The 17,008-nt window shown below is 70.2% G+C and carries 16 protein-coding genes; 9 read left to right on the top strand and 7 right to left on the bottom strand.

Features of this window, described 5'->3' with window-relative positions; genetic code table 11:
* Positions 1 to 94 precede the first annotated feature (94 nt).
* Complete coding sequence (locus tag QSK31_RS06080) at positions 95 to 2,320, top strand: MMPL family transporter (RefSeq protein WP_285681811.1); 2,226 nt, start codon at positions 95 to 97, stop codon at positions 2,318 to 2,320.
* A 19-nt stretch (positions 2,321 to 2,339) separates the two neighbouring features.
* Here the strand turns inward: QSK31_RS06080 and QSK31_RS06075 are convergent, their stop codons facing one another.
* From QSK31_RS06075 to QSK31_RS06065, 3 genes are read right to left on the bottom strand one after another with little or no spacing between them, the layout of a single operon-like run.
* Positions 2,340 to 2,720 carry a hypothetical protein gene (locus QSK31_RS06075; protein WP_285681809.1) on the bottom strand — a complete coding sequence of 127 codons (381 nt, stop codon included), beginning with the start codon at positions 2,718 to 2,720 and terminating at the stop codon, positions 2,340 to 2,342.
* Positions 2,717 to 3,595, bottom strand: a complete 879-nt coding sequence (locus QSK31_RS06070) for a class I SAM-dependent methyltransferase (protein ID WP_285681808.1) — start codon at positions 3,593 to 3,595, stop codon at positions 2,717 to 2,719. Before QSK31_RS06070 ends, QSK31_RS06075 begins: the two co-directional genes overlap by 4 nt.
* Complete coding sequence (locus QSK31_RS06065; protein WP_285681807.1) at positions 3,595 to 3,888, bottom strand: hypothetical protein; 294 nt, start codon at positions 3,886 to 3,888, stop codon at positions 3,595 to 3,597. Before QSK31_RS06065 ends, QSK31_RS06070 begins: the two co-directional genes overlap by 1 nt.
* Positions 3,889 to 3,948: 60 nt before the next feature.
* On the opposite strand from QSK31_RS06065, the gene QSK31_RS06060 reads away from it, so the two are divergent.
* Positions 3,949 to 4,575 (top strand): TetR/AcrR family transcriptional regulator, encoded by a 627-nt coding sequence (locus QSK31_RS06060; protein ID WP_285681806.1) that lies wholly within the window; start codon positions 3,949 to 3,951, stop codon positions 4,573 to 4,575.
* Positions 4,576 to 4,579: 4 nt separating this feature from the next.
* Here QSK31_RS06060 and QSK31_RS06055 read toward each other — a convergent pair whose 3' ends face one another.
* Positions 4,580 to 6,394, bottom strand: a complete 1,815-nt coding sequence (locus tag QSK31_RS06055) for a helix-turn-helix domain-containing protein (RefSeq protein WP_285681804.1) — start codon at positions 6,392 to 6,394, stop codon at positions 4,580 to 4,582.
* A gap of 113 nt (positions 6,395 to 6,507) precedes the next feature.
* Between QSK31_RS06055 and QSK31_RS06050 the strand changes: the two genes are divergently transcribed.
* The 6 genes from QSK31_RS06050 to QSK31_RS06025 are packed head-to-tail and all read left to right on the top strand — an operon-like array spanning position 6,508 to position 13,246.
* Positions 6,508 to 7,533: a sugar ABC transporter substrate-binding protein gene (locus QSK31_RS06050; RefSeq protein ID WP_285681802.1), complete on the top strand. Its 1,026-nt coding sequence runs from the start codon at positions 6,508 to 6,510 to the stop codon at positions 7,531 to 7,533.
* The gene (locus tag QSK31_RS06045) at positions 7,530 to 9,053 is read left to right on the top strand and encodes a sugar ABC transporter ATP-binding protein (protein ID WP_285681801.1); all 1,524 of its coding nucleotides are present in this window, start codon (positions 7,530 to 7,532) and stop codon (positions 9,051 to 9,053) included. Before QSK31_RS06050 ends, QSK31_RS06045 begins: the two co-directional genes overlap by 4 nt.
* Positions 9,050 to 10,042 (top strand): ABC transporter permease, encoded by a 993-nt coding sequence (locus QSK31_RS06040; protein WP_285681799.1) that lies wholly within the window; start codon positions 9,050 to 9,052, stop codon positions 10,040 to 10,042. Before QSK31_RS06045 ends, QSK31_RS06040 begins: the two co-directional genes overlap by 4 nt.
* Complete coding sequence (locus tag QSK31_RS06035) at positions 10,039 to 11,058, top strand: ABC transporter permease subunit (protein ID WP_285681797.1); 1,020 nt, start codon at positions 10,039 to 10,041, stop codon at positions 11,056 to 11,058. Before QSK31_RS06040 ends, QSK31_RS06035 begins: the two co-directional genes overlap by 4 nt.
* Positions 11,058 to 12,680 carry a long-chain fatty acid--CoA ligase gene (locus QSK31_RS06030; RefSeq protein ID WP_285681796.1) on the top strand — a complete coding sequence of 541 codons (1,623 nt, stop codon included), beginning with the start codon at positions 11,058 to 11,060 and terminating at the stop codon, positions 12,678 to 12,680. The genes QSK31_RS06035 and QSK31_RS06030 overlap by 1 nt, the downstream gene beginning before the upstream one ends.
* 26 nt (positions 12,681 to 12,706) lie before the next feature.
* Positions 12,707 to 13,246 carry a cupin domain-containing protein gene (locus QSK31_RS06025; protein WP_285681795.1) on the top strand — a complete coding sequence of 180 codons (540 nt, stop codon included), beginning with the start codon at positions 12,707 to 12,709 and terminating at the stop codon, positions 13,244 to 13,246.
* A gap of 122 nt (positions 13,247 to 13,368) precedes the next feature.
* Here the strand turns inward: QSK31_RS06025 and QSK31_RS06020 are convergent, their stop codons facing one another.
* Complete coding sequence (locus QSK31_RS06020) at positions 13,369 to 14,478, bottom strand: hypothetical protein (RefSeq protein ID WP_285681794.1); 1,110 nt, start codon at positions 14,476 to 14,478, stop codon at positions 13,369 to 13,371.
* A gap of 277 nt (positions 14,479 to 14,755) precedes the next feature.
* Here QSK31_RS06020 and QSK31_RS06015 point away from each other — a divergent pair, with 277 nt between their 5' ends.
* A complete protein-coding gene (locus QSK31_RS06015; RefSeq protein WP_285681793.1) occupies positions 14,756 to 15,073 on the top strand; it encodes an antibiotic biosynthesis monooxygenase family protein in 318 nt (105 codons plus the stop codon).
* A 32-nt stretch (positions 15,074 to 15,105) separates the two neighbouring features.
* Here QSK31_RS06015 and QSK31_RS06010 read toward each other — a convergent pair whose 3' ends face one another.
* Positions 15,106 to 16,488 carry a caspase family protein gene (locus tag QSK31_RS06010; protein ID WP_285681791.1) on the bottom strand — a complete coding sequence of 461 codons (1,383 nt, stop codon included), beginning with the start codon at positions 16,486 to 16,488 and terminating at the stop codon, positions 15,106 to 15,108.
* On the bottom strand, positions 16,461 to 16,880 hold the full coding sequence (locus QSK31_RS06005) for an effector-associated constant component EACC1 (protein WP_285682048.1): 420 nt from the start codon (positions 16,878 to 16,880) through the stop codon (positions 16,461 to 16,463). The genes QSK31_RS06010 and QSK31_RS06005 overlap by 28 nt, the downstream gene beginning before the upstream one ends.
* Between the last annotated feature and the right edge of the window lie 128 nt (positions 16,881 to 17,008).

Here is a 17,008-nt window from a genome sequence, read left to right as displayed (position 1 = left end):
CGGCCGCCTGCGCCGGCGGGACGACACACCCCGGTGCCTGCCGCGATCGTGAGACGGCCCCTGAACGGGGCCACACGACTGTAGGAGGACGTTCGTGGCAAGCCTTTTGTACCGACTGGGCCGGTTCTCGTTCCGGCGCCGGCGGCTGACACTGATCGTGTGGGTGATGCTCCTGGGCCTGTTCGGCGTGGGAGCGGCCCAGCTGTCCGGGCCGACCAGTGACGAGCTCGCCATCCCCGGCACCGAGTCGTTGCAGGCCCTGGAGGTGGTGACGGACAAGTTCCACGGGGGCACTGACACCGCCTCGGCGAGGGTGGTGTTCACCGTTTCCGGCGACGGCACGCTGGCCGGCCCGGACCAGCAGGCCGCCGTACGGGCCACGGTCGGCGCCCTGCGCAAGGCGCCCCAGGTGACGACGGTCGACGACCCGTACGAGGCGAAGACGATCGCGCCGGACGGGAAGACGGCTTACGCCAATGTCGACTACGCGGTGGTGGCGACCGAGGTGACTGCCGCATCGCGTGAGGCGCTGCTCGCCGCCGGCGACACCGCACGGCAAGCCGGTGTCGGCGTCGAGTACTCCGGGGAGGTCACCGAGCAGGAGGAAGCAGGCGGTGGAGCCGAAGGTCTCGGCATCGTCGTGGCCGCCGTCGTCCTGCTGATCACGTTCGGCTCCCTCGTCGCCGCGGGCCTGCCGGTCCTGACCGCGCTCATCGGCGTCGGCATCGGCATGCTCGGCATCCAGATCACCACCGGCTTCCTCGACCTGACCTCGAACACCGCCGACCTGGCCGTCATGCTCGGCCTGGCCGTCGGTATCGACTACGCGCTGTTCATCCTGTCGCGCTACCGGCACGAACTCACGACCGGCCGGAGCGGCGAGGAGGCCGCCGGCCGGGCCGCCGGCACCGCCGGTTCGGCAGTCGTCTTCGCCGGGCTGACCGTCATCATCGCCCTGGCCGCACTCTCCGTGGTCGGGATCCCGTTCCTGGCCTCCATGGGTGTCGCCGCGGCCGGCACCGTCGCCGTGGCTGTCGTGATCAGCCTGTCCCTGGTGCCCGCCCTGCTCGGCTTCGCCGGCCGCAAGATCCTGCCCCGGTCTCAGCGCCGCGGCATCGGCCGGCCTGCCAGGACTCCGATGGGCGAGCGCTGGGCCCGCGGCGTGGTCAGGCATCGCGTACCCGCACTGGTCCTGTCGTTGGTCGTGGTCGGCATCGTCGCGATCCCGGGTCTCGACCTGAACCTCGCGTTGCCCGACGACAGCACCGCGGCCGCCGGGTCAACCCAGCGGAAGGCGTACGACCAGCTGGCCGAAGGCTTCGGAGCCGGCATCAACGGTCCCCTGCTCGTGGTGGTCGAGGCCGCCGCCGGCCAGTCAGCGGCCGCGGGCGAACAGGCGCAGAAGCTCATCTCCGGTCTCGAGGGCGTGGTGATCGCCACCGGGGCGGAGCCGAACCGGGCCGGAGACACCGCCACCCTCAACGTCATCCCGCAGAGCGGTCCCCTCAGCGAGGAGACCAAGACGCTCGTGCACGACATCCGCGCCCAGCAGGCGAACTTCACCGCGGCCACCGGCGGCGCGACCCTGGCCGTCACCGGCCGGACCGCGGTCGACATCGACGTGTCGGAGAAGATCAACGACGCGCTGCTGCCCTATCTGGCCGTTGTGGTCGGCCTCGCGTTCGTCCTGCTGCTGGTGGTGTTCCGCAGCATCCTGGTGCCGATCAAGGCGACGCTGGGATTTCTGCTGTCGGTGGTCGCGTCCTTCGGCGCCCTGGTCTTCATCTTCCAGCAGGGCCACCTCACCGATCTGGTGGGCATCGAGTCGACCGGCCCGATCGTCAGCTTCATCCCGATCTTCCTGATCGGCATCCTGTTCGGACTCGCCATGGACTACGAGGTCTTCCTGATCATCCGGGCCCGGGAGGAGTTCGTGCACGGCGCCGCCCCGGACGACGCCGTCGTGGCCAGCATGAGGCACGGCGCGCGGGTCGTCACCGCCGCGGCGCTGATCATGATGAGCGTCTTCGCGGGCTTCGTCCTGGCCGACGACATCATCATCAAGTCGCTCGGGTTCGCCCTCGCGTTCGGCGTGGCGGTCGACGCCTTCCTGGTCCGGATGACCATCGTCCCGGCCGTGCTGTCACTGCTCGGCAGGTCGGCGTGGTGGCTGCCGAAGTGGCTCGACCGGATCCTGCCGAACGTCGACGTCGAAGGTGAGCGGCTGTCCAAGCAGCTCGCCGGCGGAAGGCCGCCGGCGGCGGATCAGCCCGGGCCCGGCTCCGGGCCCGGGGAGACGGTCGCCGCTCAGCGCCCGTGACCGGCTCGACACGCGGTGGTCAGGGCAGGCAGCGAGCCCCGTCGATGCCGGTGGAGATCTCGGCGCCCGACCTGCTGCGTACGGTGACGGAATTGATGTCGCCGGTGTAGACGACCTTGCCGGCGGCTTCGCAGATCTCCTTGCCGCCGGCGGTGTCGTCGTCGGCCAGGTTGGTGTCGATCGTGACGTTGGTGCACTGGCCGTTCACCGTGACCTCGCTGATTTCCTTACTGGCGACGTACTCCTCGACCTTGGTGGCGGCGTCGCCGCAGCCGGCCCCCGCGGCCGCGTTCCGGGCCGGCGCGGATTCGGTCGAGGGAGAAGCCGAGGGAGAAGCGGAGCAGCCGGACAGCACGGCGGCGCTGGTGAGAAGTGCGAGGATCGCCTGGCGAGTCGTCACTGACTTGAATCCTGTCTACGGGTGGGTTCGGGACTTGTCGCGGTGATCAGCCAGCATCCGGACGGCAAGTGGTAGCCGGCGCCGGCCGTGCGGAACCGCTCGAGCAGTCGCGCCGCCCCGGCCCGGGCGGCGGTACGGGCGGGCGTACCGGCCGCCCGGTAGGCCGCACCGGCCGGACCGATCTCGATCAGCCAGGCGGCGACGGCTCCGGGGTCGTCCGGCGCTTCGAGGGTCACGTCGTGCGCGTCGACCTCGATGTCGAGGAAGCCCGCCGCGGTGAGCAGACGGGTCACTCGCGCCGGATCGGCGAAGGCGAACGGCCCCGGCTCATCGCCCAGCGGCAGCGGCGGCAACGCGCCCAGCGACGGTGCCGCGCCGAGCATCGCCGCCGGCAGCCACGGGTTCACGCCACCGTCGCGGAACACGGTTGCGGCCAGCCGGCCGCCCGCGCGCAGGGAACGCCGGATCGTGGTCAGCCCGGCGACCGGATCCGCGAAGAGCATCAGCGCCATCCGGGAGTGAACGGCGTCGAACGGCGCGCCGGGCACGTGATCGAGGGTTTCCACGTCGCCGGCCAGGAACCGCAGGCCCGGCTCGGCGAATCGGGCCCGGGCCGCCGCCACCATCGCCTCGGCGAGGTCGAGTCCGACGGCGCTGCCCGTCGGAGCCACCGCACGTGCCAGCTCCGCCGTGGCTCCACCGCATCCGCAGCCGACGTCCAGCACCCGCTCGCCGGGCCGCGGCCGCAGCCGGTCGAGGGCCGCAGCGCCCAACGGCCGGCCGATCTCGTCCTGCCGGTCGGCATGCTCGATCCACCCCGGTGCAGCCTGCTCCCAGAAGGCGGCATTGCGGGCGCGCAGGGCGGCGGCCCTCATCAGAACGGCATCTCGGCGCCGTCGACGCTGGCCGAGGTGAACGTGGCGGCCTTGGCCGGGTCGAAGCCGTCCTCCTGTGCGGCCAGGCCGGCCGCGCGGACCAGGCGTTCCGACTGGAACCTGCGGAACGCGGCCTCGTCGGCCCACACGTTGATGATCCGCCAGCCCTGCTCCGAAGGACCGGCGACGTGTGCCAGCAAGCCCGGCGGACGGTCCGGGCCGAGGTGCTTCTCGACCTGCCGGTACTCCTGCTCACTGACTCCTGGCATGTCCTGAACGACGCCGAACGGCATGGCAGCCACCTTCTGTTGGATAGAGTGGGACTCTATCCAATAGTGGACTACGCTACGCCAGTGACTGTCAACCGCCGATATGTTTCGCCCCGGCGCGAGGAGCAGGCCCGGCAGACCCGGCGGGCGATCCTCGAGGCGGCCGCCAAACTGTTCGTGGACCCCGGCTACGCGGCCACGCCACTCACCGCCGTCGCCGCCGAGGCCGGCGTCGCGATCCAGACCGTGTACGCGGTGTTCGGCAACAAGCGCCAGCTGCTCTCCGACCTGGTCGACGTCACGCTGGCCGGCGACGACGAGCAGGTGGCGATGCAGAACCGGTCGTTCGTCGCCGACATCCGCGCACTGACCGGCCTGCGGCCGAAACTCACCCGATACGCCCGGCACCTGGCCGAGGTCCACGCCCGGCAGGCACAGGTGATGCTGGCGCTGGCCGGCGCGGCGACCGCCGACGCCGACGCCGCCGCGATCTGGCGCAAGAATCTCGAGGAGCGCCGCCGGGGCATGCTGCTCTTCGCCGCGGACCTGGCCGAGACCGGCGAGGTGCGGATCGATCGGGAACAGGCCGCCGACGTGTTGTGGCTCGCCCAGGACATCCGCAACTACGACTGGCTCGTCGGTCAGCGCGGCTGGTCGCCCGAGCAGTTCCAGCAGTGGTACGTGGGCAGCGTCATCGCCGTGCTGACCTGAGCGTTCAGGTCTGCCGGTCGATGCTGTTCCGGAGGTCGTGCAGGCGTAGTGCCACCTGCAGCTGGAGAACTCGGTCCGGCGTACGCCACTGGTCGCCGAGGATGGTCTCGACGCGGTCGAGTCGTTTGAGCAGGGTGTTCATGTGTACGTGCAGGGCGCCGGCGGTACGGGTGAGGTTGCCGGAGTTGCTGAAGTACGCCGACAGGGTGGCGACGAGCCGGGTAGATCGGCGTTGGTCGTAGGCCAGCAGCGGCGCGAGCGACTGGGTGAGGAATCGGTCCAGATCTTCCGCGCGGGCGGTGTCGAACAACAGCGCGTACATGGCGTACGGCTCGGTCGTCGAGCCCTGGTCCGTCAAGCCGAGGCCGAGCATGAGGTCGCAGCACTTGCCGGCGATCTCGAACGCGCGTTCCCAGGTGCCGTCCGGCACGCCCTCGGCGACCACCCGCACCGGCGAGCCGAGTTCCCGGCGGAGGCGGCCGTGCACCGCCGCGGCGAGTCCGGCGGCGTCATCGGTCGCGGCCAGCAGAGCGGCCCGGCCCAGGTGTTCGCCGGCGAGCCCGTTCCACTCCGGCGACATGGCGTGCAACCGGCGGCTCACCTCGGACGCGAACCTCGTCTCGGACTGCACGACGACGATGGCGTTCAGCGAATCGATGTCGACACCTCGGGCGTGCGCGCGCGCCCGCAGGGCCGGGCCCACCGGCGGGGGGCTGACCAGCAACTCGGTGAGCAGCTCGCCGCTGACCCGCTCCTCGGCCTCGGCGACGGCGGTCTCCTTGAGGATGAGCAGGCCCATGATCTGGGCGGAGCGTTCCAGGGTGCGGATGTCGACCGGGGTCGGCTCCTCGTCACGGGTCAGCAGCAGGGCGCCGAGGTGCGTGTCGCCGGCCTGGATGGCCGCCGCGCTGTGCCAGCGGCCCGCGCCGTCCGAGGTCGTCGCCCACCTCCCGGACCGCCGGGCCTGGTCCACCGCGTCCGGCGCCGGCCACTGCGAAGGCCGCGCCTGCGGCAGGTCCGGCGAACACCGGGCGGTGACGGCGCCATGCCGGTCGAAGACGGTGACCACGCCGTGCAGGTGCTCGACCAGCAGCGCGGCGATCTCGGTGGCGCCGCCGCCGGTCAGCACCACGGTGGCCAGGGACTCGTGGACGGACTGGGCCCGCTCCATCATGGCGACCTGGCGTTCGATGGTGAGGTACGCGGACTGGAGCTGTTTGAGGGCGGAGCGGCTCTCGTCGTACAGCCGGGCGTTGTTGAGCGCGATCGCCGCGTGGTCGGCGAACGCGCTCAGCAGGGCCACCTCGTCGTTCTCGAAAGGCCGCTCGGTGCGGTCGGCGGCGAACAGCGCGCCGATGACCTCCTCCCCCACCAGCAGCGGGACGCCCAGCAGCGCGACCATCCCCTCGGGGGTGACGAGGTCGTCGAAATTCCGGTCGTGCGGCACATCGTGGGTGTTCAGGTAGTTGCTCACCCAGGCGGGGGCGCCGGTGGCGATGACTCGGCCGCCGACCCCGGTCCCGGACGGCACGCTGGCCTGGTTGAAGGAGGGCGAGATCGTGCCCTGCGAGGCCTTCAGCGTCAGTTCGCCCTCGGGCGTCAGGAGCGAGAGGTACGTGATGTCGGTGCCGATCAGCTCATGCGCGGCGCGGACGATCGAATCGAGCACCTCGTCGATCTCTCCGAGGGCGGTCAGCGAGCGGGCGGTGGCGTACAGCGAACTGAGCTCCCGCTCACGACGCAGGCGATAGGACGCCAGATCCGCGCTCGACGTCTCATGTGTGGATGAGTCACTCAGTGGAATATCTCCCCACCTCATCGCATCAGACAGTGTGCCGATCATCCCTCACCGAGTGATCCAGACGCTCCTAGAGTTCGTCGCACGACCATGTGACACGGGTCACAGGAGATGCGCGAATCGGGAGTTCTCTCATGATCAGTGCCCATGTCACGCACCTGAAGCTCGCCGGGGCCGCGGCGGCGGTCGCACTTCTCGCCACCGGGTGCGGAGGCGGCTCGTCCGGCGGCGGCACCTCCGCGCCGTCCGGCGGAGCCGGTGGGATCCAGGGCAAGACGATCGACTTCGTCGGCTACGGCAAGGACAACCCGTGGGGTGCCTACTTCAACGGCGTATTCGTCAAGAAGCTCGAAGCCGAAGGCGCCAAGATCCGGGACCTCACCACGATGGATCCCGGCACCGCGGTGTCGAACTTCAACCAGGCGATCGCCAACCGTCCCGACCTGATCGTCGCCGCCCTGCTGGACACCTCGTCGATGGTGGTGCCGATCAAGAAGGCCAAACAGGCGAACATCCCGGTGCTCGTCTTCGACGGCCGGCCCGACCCGTCCACCGACGGCGATGTCATGCAGGTCCTGTCCGACAGTGAAGCGCTCGGCACCGCGGCGGCCCAGAACCTGGTCGAAGGGATGAAGGCGCAGGGGAAGACCTCCGGCAACATCATCGCGATCACCGGGACCAAGTCGGGCTTCGCCTCCCAGGACCGCATGAAGGGCTTCGAGGCCGAGCTGGCCAAGACCCCGGCGTACAAGGTGGTCGACGTCCAGGACGGCAACTGGGATCCGACCCTCTCCGGCCGGATCGCCACCCAGCTCTTCGCCAAATACGGCTGCGCGGGCATCCAGGGCGCGTACGGCATGGCCGACTACCAGGCGCTCCCGATCATCGCCGCGGCCAAGCAGGCGGGCTGCGAGGTGGCCGGGAAGGCCGGCGTCATCGTCACCGGCAGCAACTGCTTCAAGGCCGGCATCGACGCGATCAAGGCCGGCACCCTCTACGGAACCGCCACCGAGGACCCGGGCACCATCGCCGAGCAGACCGCCGACTACGTGATCAGGTATTTCGGCGGGCAGAAGCCGCCGGCGAAGGAACTGGTCAAAGAGGAGCGGGTTACCAAGGAGAACCTCGCACAGTTCGCGGAACAGTGCAGCAAAGCATGAGCCCCGGTGAGGACCTGGTCCGCGTCGACCGGCTGGTCAAGAGCTTCGGCAACACGCGGGCCGTACGCGCAGCGTCGTTCAGCGTCGCCGCCGGCGAGATCCACGCCCTGTGCGGGCACAACGGCGCCGGGAAGAGCACGGTCGTCAAGATGCTGTCCGGCCAGGAGGCCCCGGACGACGGCGCGATCCTCATCGGCGACCAGGTGGTCGACCTGCGGAGCCGGCGGGTCGCCCAGCGGAACGGGGTCGCCCTGGTCGACCAGGAGCTCAGCGTCGTCCCGTCGCTCACGGTGGCCGAAAACCTGATGCTCGGCGACCTGCGGGCCCGCTGGATCAACCGGCCACGCGCCGCCGGGCGACGGCTGCGGACCCTCCTCGACAGCGTCGGCCTCGCCCACGTCGAGCTCGACCGGCCGCTCGGTGAGCTGGGCATCGGCGAGCGTCAGCTGATCGAGATCGCGCGCGCCCTCGGCCAGGACGCGCGGCTGGTCATCCTCGACGAGCCGACGGCCACGCTCAGCGACGTCGAGAGCGCTTATGTGTACGAGGCCATCCGCAACGTGGCGGCCACCGGCTGCGCCGTCCTCTTCGTGTCACACCGGCTCGGTGAGGTGCTCGACCTCTGCGACAAGGTGACCGTGATGCGCGACGGCGCCGTGGTGGCGACCACCCCGGTCGCGGAGCTGACGCTCGACTCGCTCATCGTGCAGATGCTCGGCGAGGCGCCACTTCGGCTGGGCAGGCGCACCGCCGCGGACGTCGAGGGCGCCGAGGTGCTGACCGTCTCCGGGTTGTCCGTGCCCGGCCGCGTCCGCGACTTCAGCATCGCCCTCCGGGCCGGTCGCGTGTACGCCCTGGCCGGCCAGCTCGGGTCGGGCGCCTCCGACGTGCTGCGCGCGATCGCGGGTCTGCTGCCCTCGGCAAGCGCGGAGCTGACCGTCGACGGTACGGCGGTCCGGCTCGGCCACCCGGCCGGGGCGATCAGGGCCGGCATCGCGTTCGTCTCGAACGACCGCAAGGCCGAAGGGTTGTTCCTGCGCAGGCCGGTCAGCTGGAACCTGCTCGCCACGCGGCTGCCGCAGGTGACCCGGCTCGGGGTTCTCGACCCTCGCCGCTGGTCCGAGGCACTGGCCGTACTCCTCGACCTGTGTGGTCTCGACCGCAAGCGAACCACCCACGCCGTGGGCTCGTTGAGCGGCGGCAACCAGCAGAAGGTGTTCGTCGGGCGCTGTCTCGGCCGGGACGACGTCCGCGTGCTGTTGCTCGACGATCCGACGCGGGGAGTCGACGTCGGCGGGCGGGCGGCCATCCATGCCCTGCTCCGGGACGCCACCGACCGTGGCATGGCGGTGCTGTTCAGCTCGACCGAGCTCGAGGAACTGGGCGACCTGGCCGATGTCGTGGTCACCATGCACCAGGGCGAGGTGGTACGGCGCCACGAGGGCGACACGGCGGACACGGTCCTGTTGCGGGAGATGACCCACGGCGCGAGCACGGCTCTGGTGGAGGAACGCCCATGAACAACCTCCTGTCCGCGCCGGCACGCCCCGAGGCCTCGGTGCCCGAACCGGCGAGGCGGCGCTCACGAACCGAGGTCGTCGTCACCGTGATCGTGGTCCTGGCCGTGCTGGCGGCGATCGTCGCGGGCCTGTCGACCCATCGCTTCGCGACGATTGCCAACGCCAAGGCGATCATCACGTCGGCGAGCCTGGTCGGCATCGCGGCGCTCGGGCTGACGCTGATCACGATCGGCGGGTCGGCGGTCTCGCTCGCCATCTCGCCGAGCGTCGCGGCAGTCGGCATGATCTTCCTGTCGGCACAATCGCTCGGACTGGTGCCGGCGCTGGTCCTCGCCCTCGCGTGCGGGATCCTCATCACCGGCCTGCAGGGCGCCGTCGTCGGCTACGCCGCGGCGAATCCGGTGCTACTCACCATCGCGACCAGCTTCGCCATCGCGGGACTCGCCACCGGGATCAGCGGAGGCGAAACCGTCTCCCCCACCGGGACCGGGTACGACCGCCTGAACGCGACACCGGGTGGCGTGGCCCTCAGCGTCTACGCGCTGGTCGTTCTGGCGCTGATCCTGGAATGGACGCTGCGGCGGACGGCCTTCGGGCGGACCCTCTACCTGATCGGCGAGAACCGGCGCGCCGCCTGGGCCGCGGGCCTGCCGGTCGGCCGGACGACCGCGGTGGCCTGGTTCGCGGCCGGGGCACTGTTCGCCGTGACGGCGGCGTTCACCGCGGCCTTCAACACGTCGGCCAACGTCAACCTCGGCGGCACGCTCACCTTCGACGCCATCGCCGCCGTCCTGGCCGGCGGCACCCCGATCTCCGGCGGCCGAGGTTCCGCGCTGCGCACCCTCGCCGGCGCCGTCCTGATCGCCGCCGTGTCCGACATCCTGCTGCTGCGCGGCTACTCCACCGGGGTCCAGATCATGGTCAAGGGACTCATCGTCCTGCTCGTCGTCATCCTCGTGCACCTGCGCGCGAAGGGAAGAAACGCATGAGGTCCCGCTCGCTCCGCCGGCCCGAGACGCTGGTGCCGCTCTCCTCGGTCGCCATCATGGTCGTCGCGTTCGCGTTGATCCCGGCGTACACGGACTCGGCGATCGCGCCGTTCGACGTCTACAACACGTTCCAGATCTTCGCGCGCCTCGGTCTGCTCGCGCTCGCGCTGGGCCTGACGATGATCGCGGGAGAGTTCGACCTGTCGGTGGTGGGAACCTACGCGCTCGGCGGGATGCTGGCCGTTCAGACCGGCCAGGAACACTGGGTCTACGGCCTGCTCGCCGCACTCGCCGCCGGAGCGGTCATCGGCCTGGTGCAGGGTGGCGTCATCGCCGGCCTCAAGCTCCCGTCGATGCCGGTCACCCTGGCGACGTACATCACGCTCCTGGGTCTCACCAGCGCGCTGTCCGGCGGCCTCACGAAGACGTACTCGAACGCGTCCGTGACCCTCTGGGTCGATCAGACGGTGCTGACGTTCTTCTCCCCGAGAAGTCTGCTCACGCTGGGACTCTTCCTGCTCGCGGCGGTCGTCCTGTCCTTCACCCGATGGGGCCGTGAACTGCGTGCCATCGGAGGCGACCGGCGCGCGAGCCAGGTGGCCGGGGTCCGTGTCGACCGCCTCATCGTCGGCACCTTCATGCTCTCCGGCATGCTGTCCGCCCTGGGCGGCTCGCTCCTGAGCTTCAGTCTGGGATCGGCCAACCCCGACCCGGGGGTTCAGCCTCTGATCGTGGCCGCGGCGGCAGCACTGCTCGGCGGGCTCTCCCTCGCCGGTGGCCGCGGCAACGCGCTCGGGCTGCTCGGCGGCATCATGGCGGTCGCCCTGCTCGCGGAGATCGTCACGGTCGCCGCCCTGCCCGGTTATGTCACGCAGCTCTTCTTCGCCGGCCTTCTCGGCGTGATCGTCGTGATCGACGCCCCCGATCTGCACAGGGCGCTCGTCCGGCAACGGACGCGCCTACGTCCGGAAGGAAACCCCACCTCGATGCTGAGCAGGAAGAGGGAACTTTCTTGATGCGCGGTTTGATGCAGGACCGTCCACTGACCATCCCGCCCCTGCTGTCGCGAGCCGAGACGAACTTCGGTCACAAGCGCATCGTCACCGGCGGCGCCGCCGAGACCGTGAGCACGTGGCGCGAGGTGGCACCCCGGGTCCGCAAACTCGCCCGGGTCCTGGAGAGCCTGAACGTACCCGCGGGTGCGTGCGTCGGCACGTTCGCCTGGAACAGCCAGCGCCATGTCGAGCTCTATCTCGCCATTCCCAGCTCCGGGCGGATCCTGCACACCATCAACCACCGACTCCACCACGAGCAGATCAGCTTCATCGTCAACGACGCCGCCGACGACGTCCTGTTCGTCGACCGGACGATCCTGCCCGTCATCTGGCCGCTGGTGTCGACGTTCGCCACGGTCCGGCACGTCATCGTGATGGAGGACGGCGGCGACATGCCGCTACCCGACGACCCCCGCATCCTCGACTACGAGGAACTCCTGAGCCGGCAGGCCGACCGACCCTTCGAGACCGTGGTCGAGGACGAGAACACGGCCGCCGCCCTCTGCTACACCTCCGGAACCACCGGCAACCCCAAGGGCGTCCTCTACAGCCACCGGTCCGTGATCCTGCACAGCCTCCTTCTGCTCGGCGCGGACGTCTTCGCGTTGAGCGAGCGGGACGTGGTGGCGCCGATCGTGCCCATGTTCCACGTCAACGCGTGGGGGCTTCCGTACGCCGTCATGCAGTGTGGTTCCGATCTGGTCCTCCCCGGCTCCATCCGTGATCCGGAGCAGATCGTCTCCCTGCTGTCGCGGCACCGGGTGACCTTCAGCGCCGCCGTCGCGACGGTCTGGCGGGACCTCATCCCCGCCCTGGCGAGCCATGATCTCGGCAGCCTGCGCCACATCGCCTGCGGCGGTGGCGCGGTCGACGACGCCCTTTCCCACGCGTACGAGCAGACCGTCGGTATCCCGCTGACCAACGCGTGGGGAATGACCGAGACCAGTCCGGTCGTCACCACATCCCGGCTGGCGACGCACCACGACAACCTCGACGGCGACGCGCGACGACTCCTGATCGGCACCCCCGGTCCGGCGGTTCCGCTGACCGAGATGCGAGTCGTCGCCGACGACGGCGCGGAGCAGCCGCACGACGGAAAGACCCCCGGCGAACTGCAGGTCGCCGGCGCCACCATCGCCGGCGCCTACTTCGGCGCGGACATCGGCCTGGATGCCTTCACCGCCGACGGCTGGCTCCGCACCGGCGATGTGGCCACGATCGACGAATGGGGCTATCTGCGCATCGTCGACCGTACGAAAGACCTGGTCAAATCCGGAGGCGAATGGATTTCATCAGTGGCCCTCGAGAATGCGGTCATGGCCGACCCGCGGGTCCGGGAAGCGGCCGTCATCGGCATCACCGACCCGCGCTGGGGGGAACGCCCGATGGCCTGCGTCGTCCCTTCCCCGGGAGTTAACCTCACGGCGGAAGAAGTCCGTGCGCACCTCCGCGGCCGAGTCGCGTCGTGGTGGATCCCGGAGCGGATCGAAATGATGGCCGAGATCCCGAAAACCGCGACCGGGAAATGGTCGAAACAAGCGTTGCGTCAGCGATTCGCCGACCCGGCGACCGAGTCACCGTGAGAACGCCAGCCAACGAAGGAGCCGCAATGCCCATCGAACCGCGCCTGATCGTCACCGGGCACAGCCCCGAAGGCGAAGCGATCTTCGTCGAGGATCGCCGGCCCGAATCAGTGACCGTCCAGGCCCTGCCCGGCGCCGACTTCTACCTGTTGTGGGGAACACCCGACGGCCGGCCCAGGGTCGGCGAGAAGGACGCGGCACCGGTACTGCGGCCCTACTTTCCCGGCCTCGGAGGCAGCCGGGCCCTCTTCCTCCGCTGGGCCGCCCATTCCTCGGAGCCCGAGCCGGTCGCCGATCCGGCCGACATCGCGAGCGAGGTCGCGGACAAACTCCCCGGGCTGCTGGACCCGTTCGAGGACGACGGCGACGGCATGCACACGACGGACACCATCGACTATGCGATCTGCCTCGAGGGCGAGCTGTGTCTCACGCTCGACAACGGTGTGGAGAAGACCCTGACACCCGGCACCTGCGTGATCCAGCTGGGCACCAGACACGCGTGGCACAACCGGAGCGACCGGCCGGCGCTGATGTGCTACGTCCAGATCGGAGCCGTACGCGTCTGAACCGTCCGACCCTGCCTCCAAGCCGCCACGGGGTTTGTGCGCCGTTTCGTCGGGTAGGCGGCCTGCGGAACCGTCGCCGGCGTCCGGCCACCGCGGCAAGCCCGGTGGCCGGACGGGGCGCCCTAGTAGTCGTCTCTCTCGTCCCGCCAGCCGCCCGGGTCGGGATGGTAACCGTACGCGGCCGCCCGCACCGTTTCCTCGTCCTCCAGCCCGGAGCCGATCGCACCGCCGACGGTGGCCAGCGAGCTGGTGAGCCATGCCAGCGTCAGATAGTCGGCGATGCCGACCGGCCGATGCAGGGTCTGTTGCAACACGGATGTGTCGATCAGCAGCGCCGCGACGAGGACAGATCCCGCGTACAGCACCACATAGGACGCCACCGTGGCCAGGGTGAGGGTGAGAATCGTGCCGAGGTTGAACATCCGGGCCAGCTCGGCCGGTGTCTCCCGGCCCGGTTTCTCCCACAGGTCGTGCGCGATGATCAGCCAGGCCACCAGGGCGGCCAGGCCGAGCAGCATGATCACCGTGAGGCGGAGCCCGCCGAGTGCATGGCTCATCTGCCAGACGGTGGAGTTGCCGAGCGCGATCGCGGCCGTGCCGAACGCGCCGACCAGCAGCTTGGACAGGCCCAGCAGGGCGCGCCCGGGGCGATTGGCGCGGACCATCCCGGTCAGCAGCCGCACCCGGCCGTTGAGCCGGGAGGCGAGGTAGCCCAGTTCTCCCGCGTCGGCCTCGCCGATCATCCGGTGAATGGCGGACGCCCGGTTCGTCAGCTCGGCCGGTTCCCAACCGGCCGGCGGCACCCGCTCGTCGGAAGAGTCGGTGAGCAGCCGGCCCACCAGATCCGGAACGACCGCGCGGAGCGATCGGAGCTGACCCAGGCCCAGCGCGGGCAGGGACACCACCGCGACCTTGCGCCGGGCCGAGGTCTGCGCGACCAGCGGTACCCGCTCGGTGTGCAATGGCAGGTCGGTCAGGCAGACGGCGACGTCCCACCGGTCGTCGGTGCGTCGTTGACCAAGGTCGTCGAGCAGCGCCTCAACGCCTCCGTCGCGGCGCGGCGCGACCTCGCCCCAGCCTTCCCGGACGGTCCATCGCACGTCCGGGCTCACTCGCTCGGCGAGCCATCCGGCCAGTTCGGTGGTGAGCCGCGCGGTGACCCGCGCCGGATAGTCGGGCGGGGTCGCGACCAGACCGACGACGATCTCCGGACGGTGGTGTTCATTGCTCATCAGCGCTCCTCACCGGTAGCCGTTCACGATCCCGGGGGCCTGCCGTTCGACGCGGCAGCCGGGCTGAATGTGCGAAACATAGCTGCCTCCCCACGTGTCGGCGAGGACTACCTTCAGTCTTCGCCCGGCCGATAGCCTCAGGTGTTCGGAAACCGTTCTTGCCGCTGGACCAGGACGACGGGTTCGCCCGAGGGTCTGGTGGTGTTTCCACCGTACGGCCGTGACCTGTACGGCGACCTTGCGAGACTCCGCCGTACCAGATGAGGGTGAGGATCGGATGATCGCGCGGGTATGGCGGGGTTGGGCCTCGGCGGCGACCGCCGACGACTACCAGCGCCACTACGGATCCGAGGTGGCCGAGCACCTGCGACAAGTCGGCGGCTTTCGCGGCGCCCGCCTGTTACGCCGCCGGGACGGCGACGAGGTGCTGTTCACCTCCGTGGTGTACTTCGCCGGCATGGATGACGTGTACGCCTTCGCCGGACACGACCCCGAGCGGGCCGTCATCGAGGAGGCCGCTCGCCGGGCTCTGACCCGGTGGGACGAACGCGTGAGCCACCACGAGGTCGCGGCCGACGTGGTGATCGATGGATGAGCCACCGTCAAGGCGCGTCGGCCTGGTCCGCGTCACTGCGCCGCGGACACCACCAGACCGCACGCGATGTCGCCCACATACACCTTCGCGCGGCCACGGGCGTCCAGGACCACGGTGTCGGCTGTGGGCTCGGCGGTCGCGAAGTCGAGTTCGGAGCCCTCGGACGGATCATGGAGGGTGATTCGACACTTCGGGTTGCCGTTGAAGTCGCGCACCTGCACCGACACCCGGGCCGGCGCCGCGAAGACGTCGCTGTCGCCGGTGTGACTCATCGTGAACGGAAGGGTCGCGGCACCCGATCCGTCCAGCGGGACGATCCGGCAACGCGGGTCGTTCACCTCCCACCGGAACGAGCCGGTGTGGGAAATCTGGAACGTCCGCGCGCCGAAGACGCCGTCCGGCAACGGGATCTCTGAGCCGGACCGGGCGTCGACGAGCGTGACCGAGCAGCCGCTATCCGAGCCGACCTGGTGGTCTTCGACGCGAAGCCGCCACGGTGCGGCGGCCGAATGATCGACCCGTTCCGGCCCCGTCCCGTCGTCCCCGTGGGATCGAAGCACGGCGATCAGACCGGCGGTGGCGCCGAGCAGGAGGGCGGCGCCGACGATGAGCAGCGTCCGCCGCCGTCCAGGGGCCGGGCCGGGCGGCCGGGAGGCCGGGGCCGGGATCCGGTCGGTGACGACGGCGGGTACGACCGCCTCGGGGCGCCGGGCCAGGCGCACGTCGCCGTCCCCGTCGACCCGCCGCTGCGGTATCTGTTTGCCGCTCTCCCGCATGCGGCGATCGACGTAGGTGTAGAGATCGGAGAAGCCGACGTACCCGTCGGCGTCGTGATCCGGTGCCGCGGTCAGCAGTCCGTCGACGAGATGCTGGGTGAAGACGCTGGTGCCGTTGTCCACCGTGGCGTCGTTGGCCAGCTGGGCGCCGCGGCAACTGGTCAGGACGTACCGCCCGGGACCGGCGACGGTGTCCGGCACATCTCCGCCGCGGAACGCTCCGGCGTGGCAACAGTCCAGGACGATCACGACGTTGCGAGCCCGAGAGGCATCGGCGAACTCGTTGATCCGGGCGCTGCTGACCGCCGTGGCCAGCAGATCGGCCGCTTCGGTGTCCTGCATGCACAGATGCAGCCGCCCGTTCTGGTCCAGCTTGCCGTGCCCGCTGAAGAAGAACAGCAGCACGTCGTCGCGTTCGGCGGCGCCGAAGAACCGGCCCAGGGCCCGGATCGCCCGGCCGGACGTCGCCTCCGGCAGCAACGTCACGTCGACGTCGGCGAACATTCCGGTCCGCCGGTCCACCAGCGCGCGGTTGAGTGCGGCGATGTCCTTGATCGGTCCCTTGAGCGTCTGCAGATTGTGTTCGTCGGCGGGATAGGTCGAGTTGCCGATCAGGAGGGCTCGGTATCGGCCGCCCATTCCGGCCCTCCCAGTCGCCGGGACACCGCCCGGGAGATCTCCCGGAAGGTCTCCACATCCACGCCCTCCCCGGTCAGCGTGACGAACCGCTCGACGCCGTCCTCGTTCCAGCGGATGTCGACGCGCCGCCCACGATCGCGGCCGAGCCAGGAACGAAGGCACTCCACGGCGGCGCTGAACACCCCCGCGCTGCTCAGCGCGACGATGACCTGCTCCACCGCGCCTCTGGTACCGGGAACCGCCCGGCTCGTCCGCTCCACGTCGGCGACCGCGTCCAATTCGGAGTACAGACCGCTGACCTGACGTCGCCACCGGTCGTCGTCGGGGTCGTAGCCGTCGTTACGGGGCTCCACTGACAGCACAAGGGTGCCGTGCGAGCCGGACTCGGACATCACCAGGCCTCCAATTCGTACGTTCAACGTCGATTCGGCGCCACCTGGATGAGCTTACCGACCGCGAGCCCGGACGACGCCGGTCCGGGCATCCGGGACCAGCCGTGCCGGCGGCTCGCTGTGCTGGA

The sequence above is a fragment of the Actinoplanes sp. NBRC 103695 genome (genome assembly GCF_030269485.1).
Classification (GTDB): Bacteria; Actinomycetota; Actinomycetes; order Mycobacteriales; family Micromonosporaceae; genus Actinoplanes.
The sequence above is the reverse complement of the archived record's forward strand: the minus strand, read 5'-3'. Positions and strand labels throughout refer to the sequence as shown.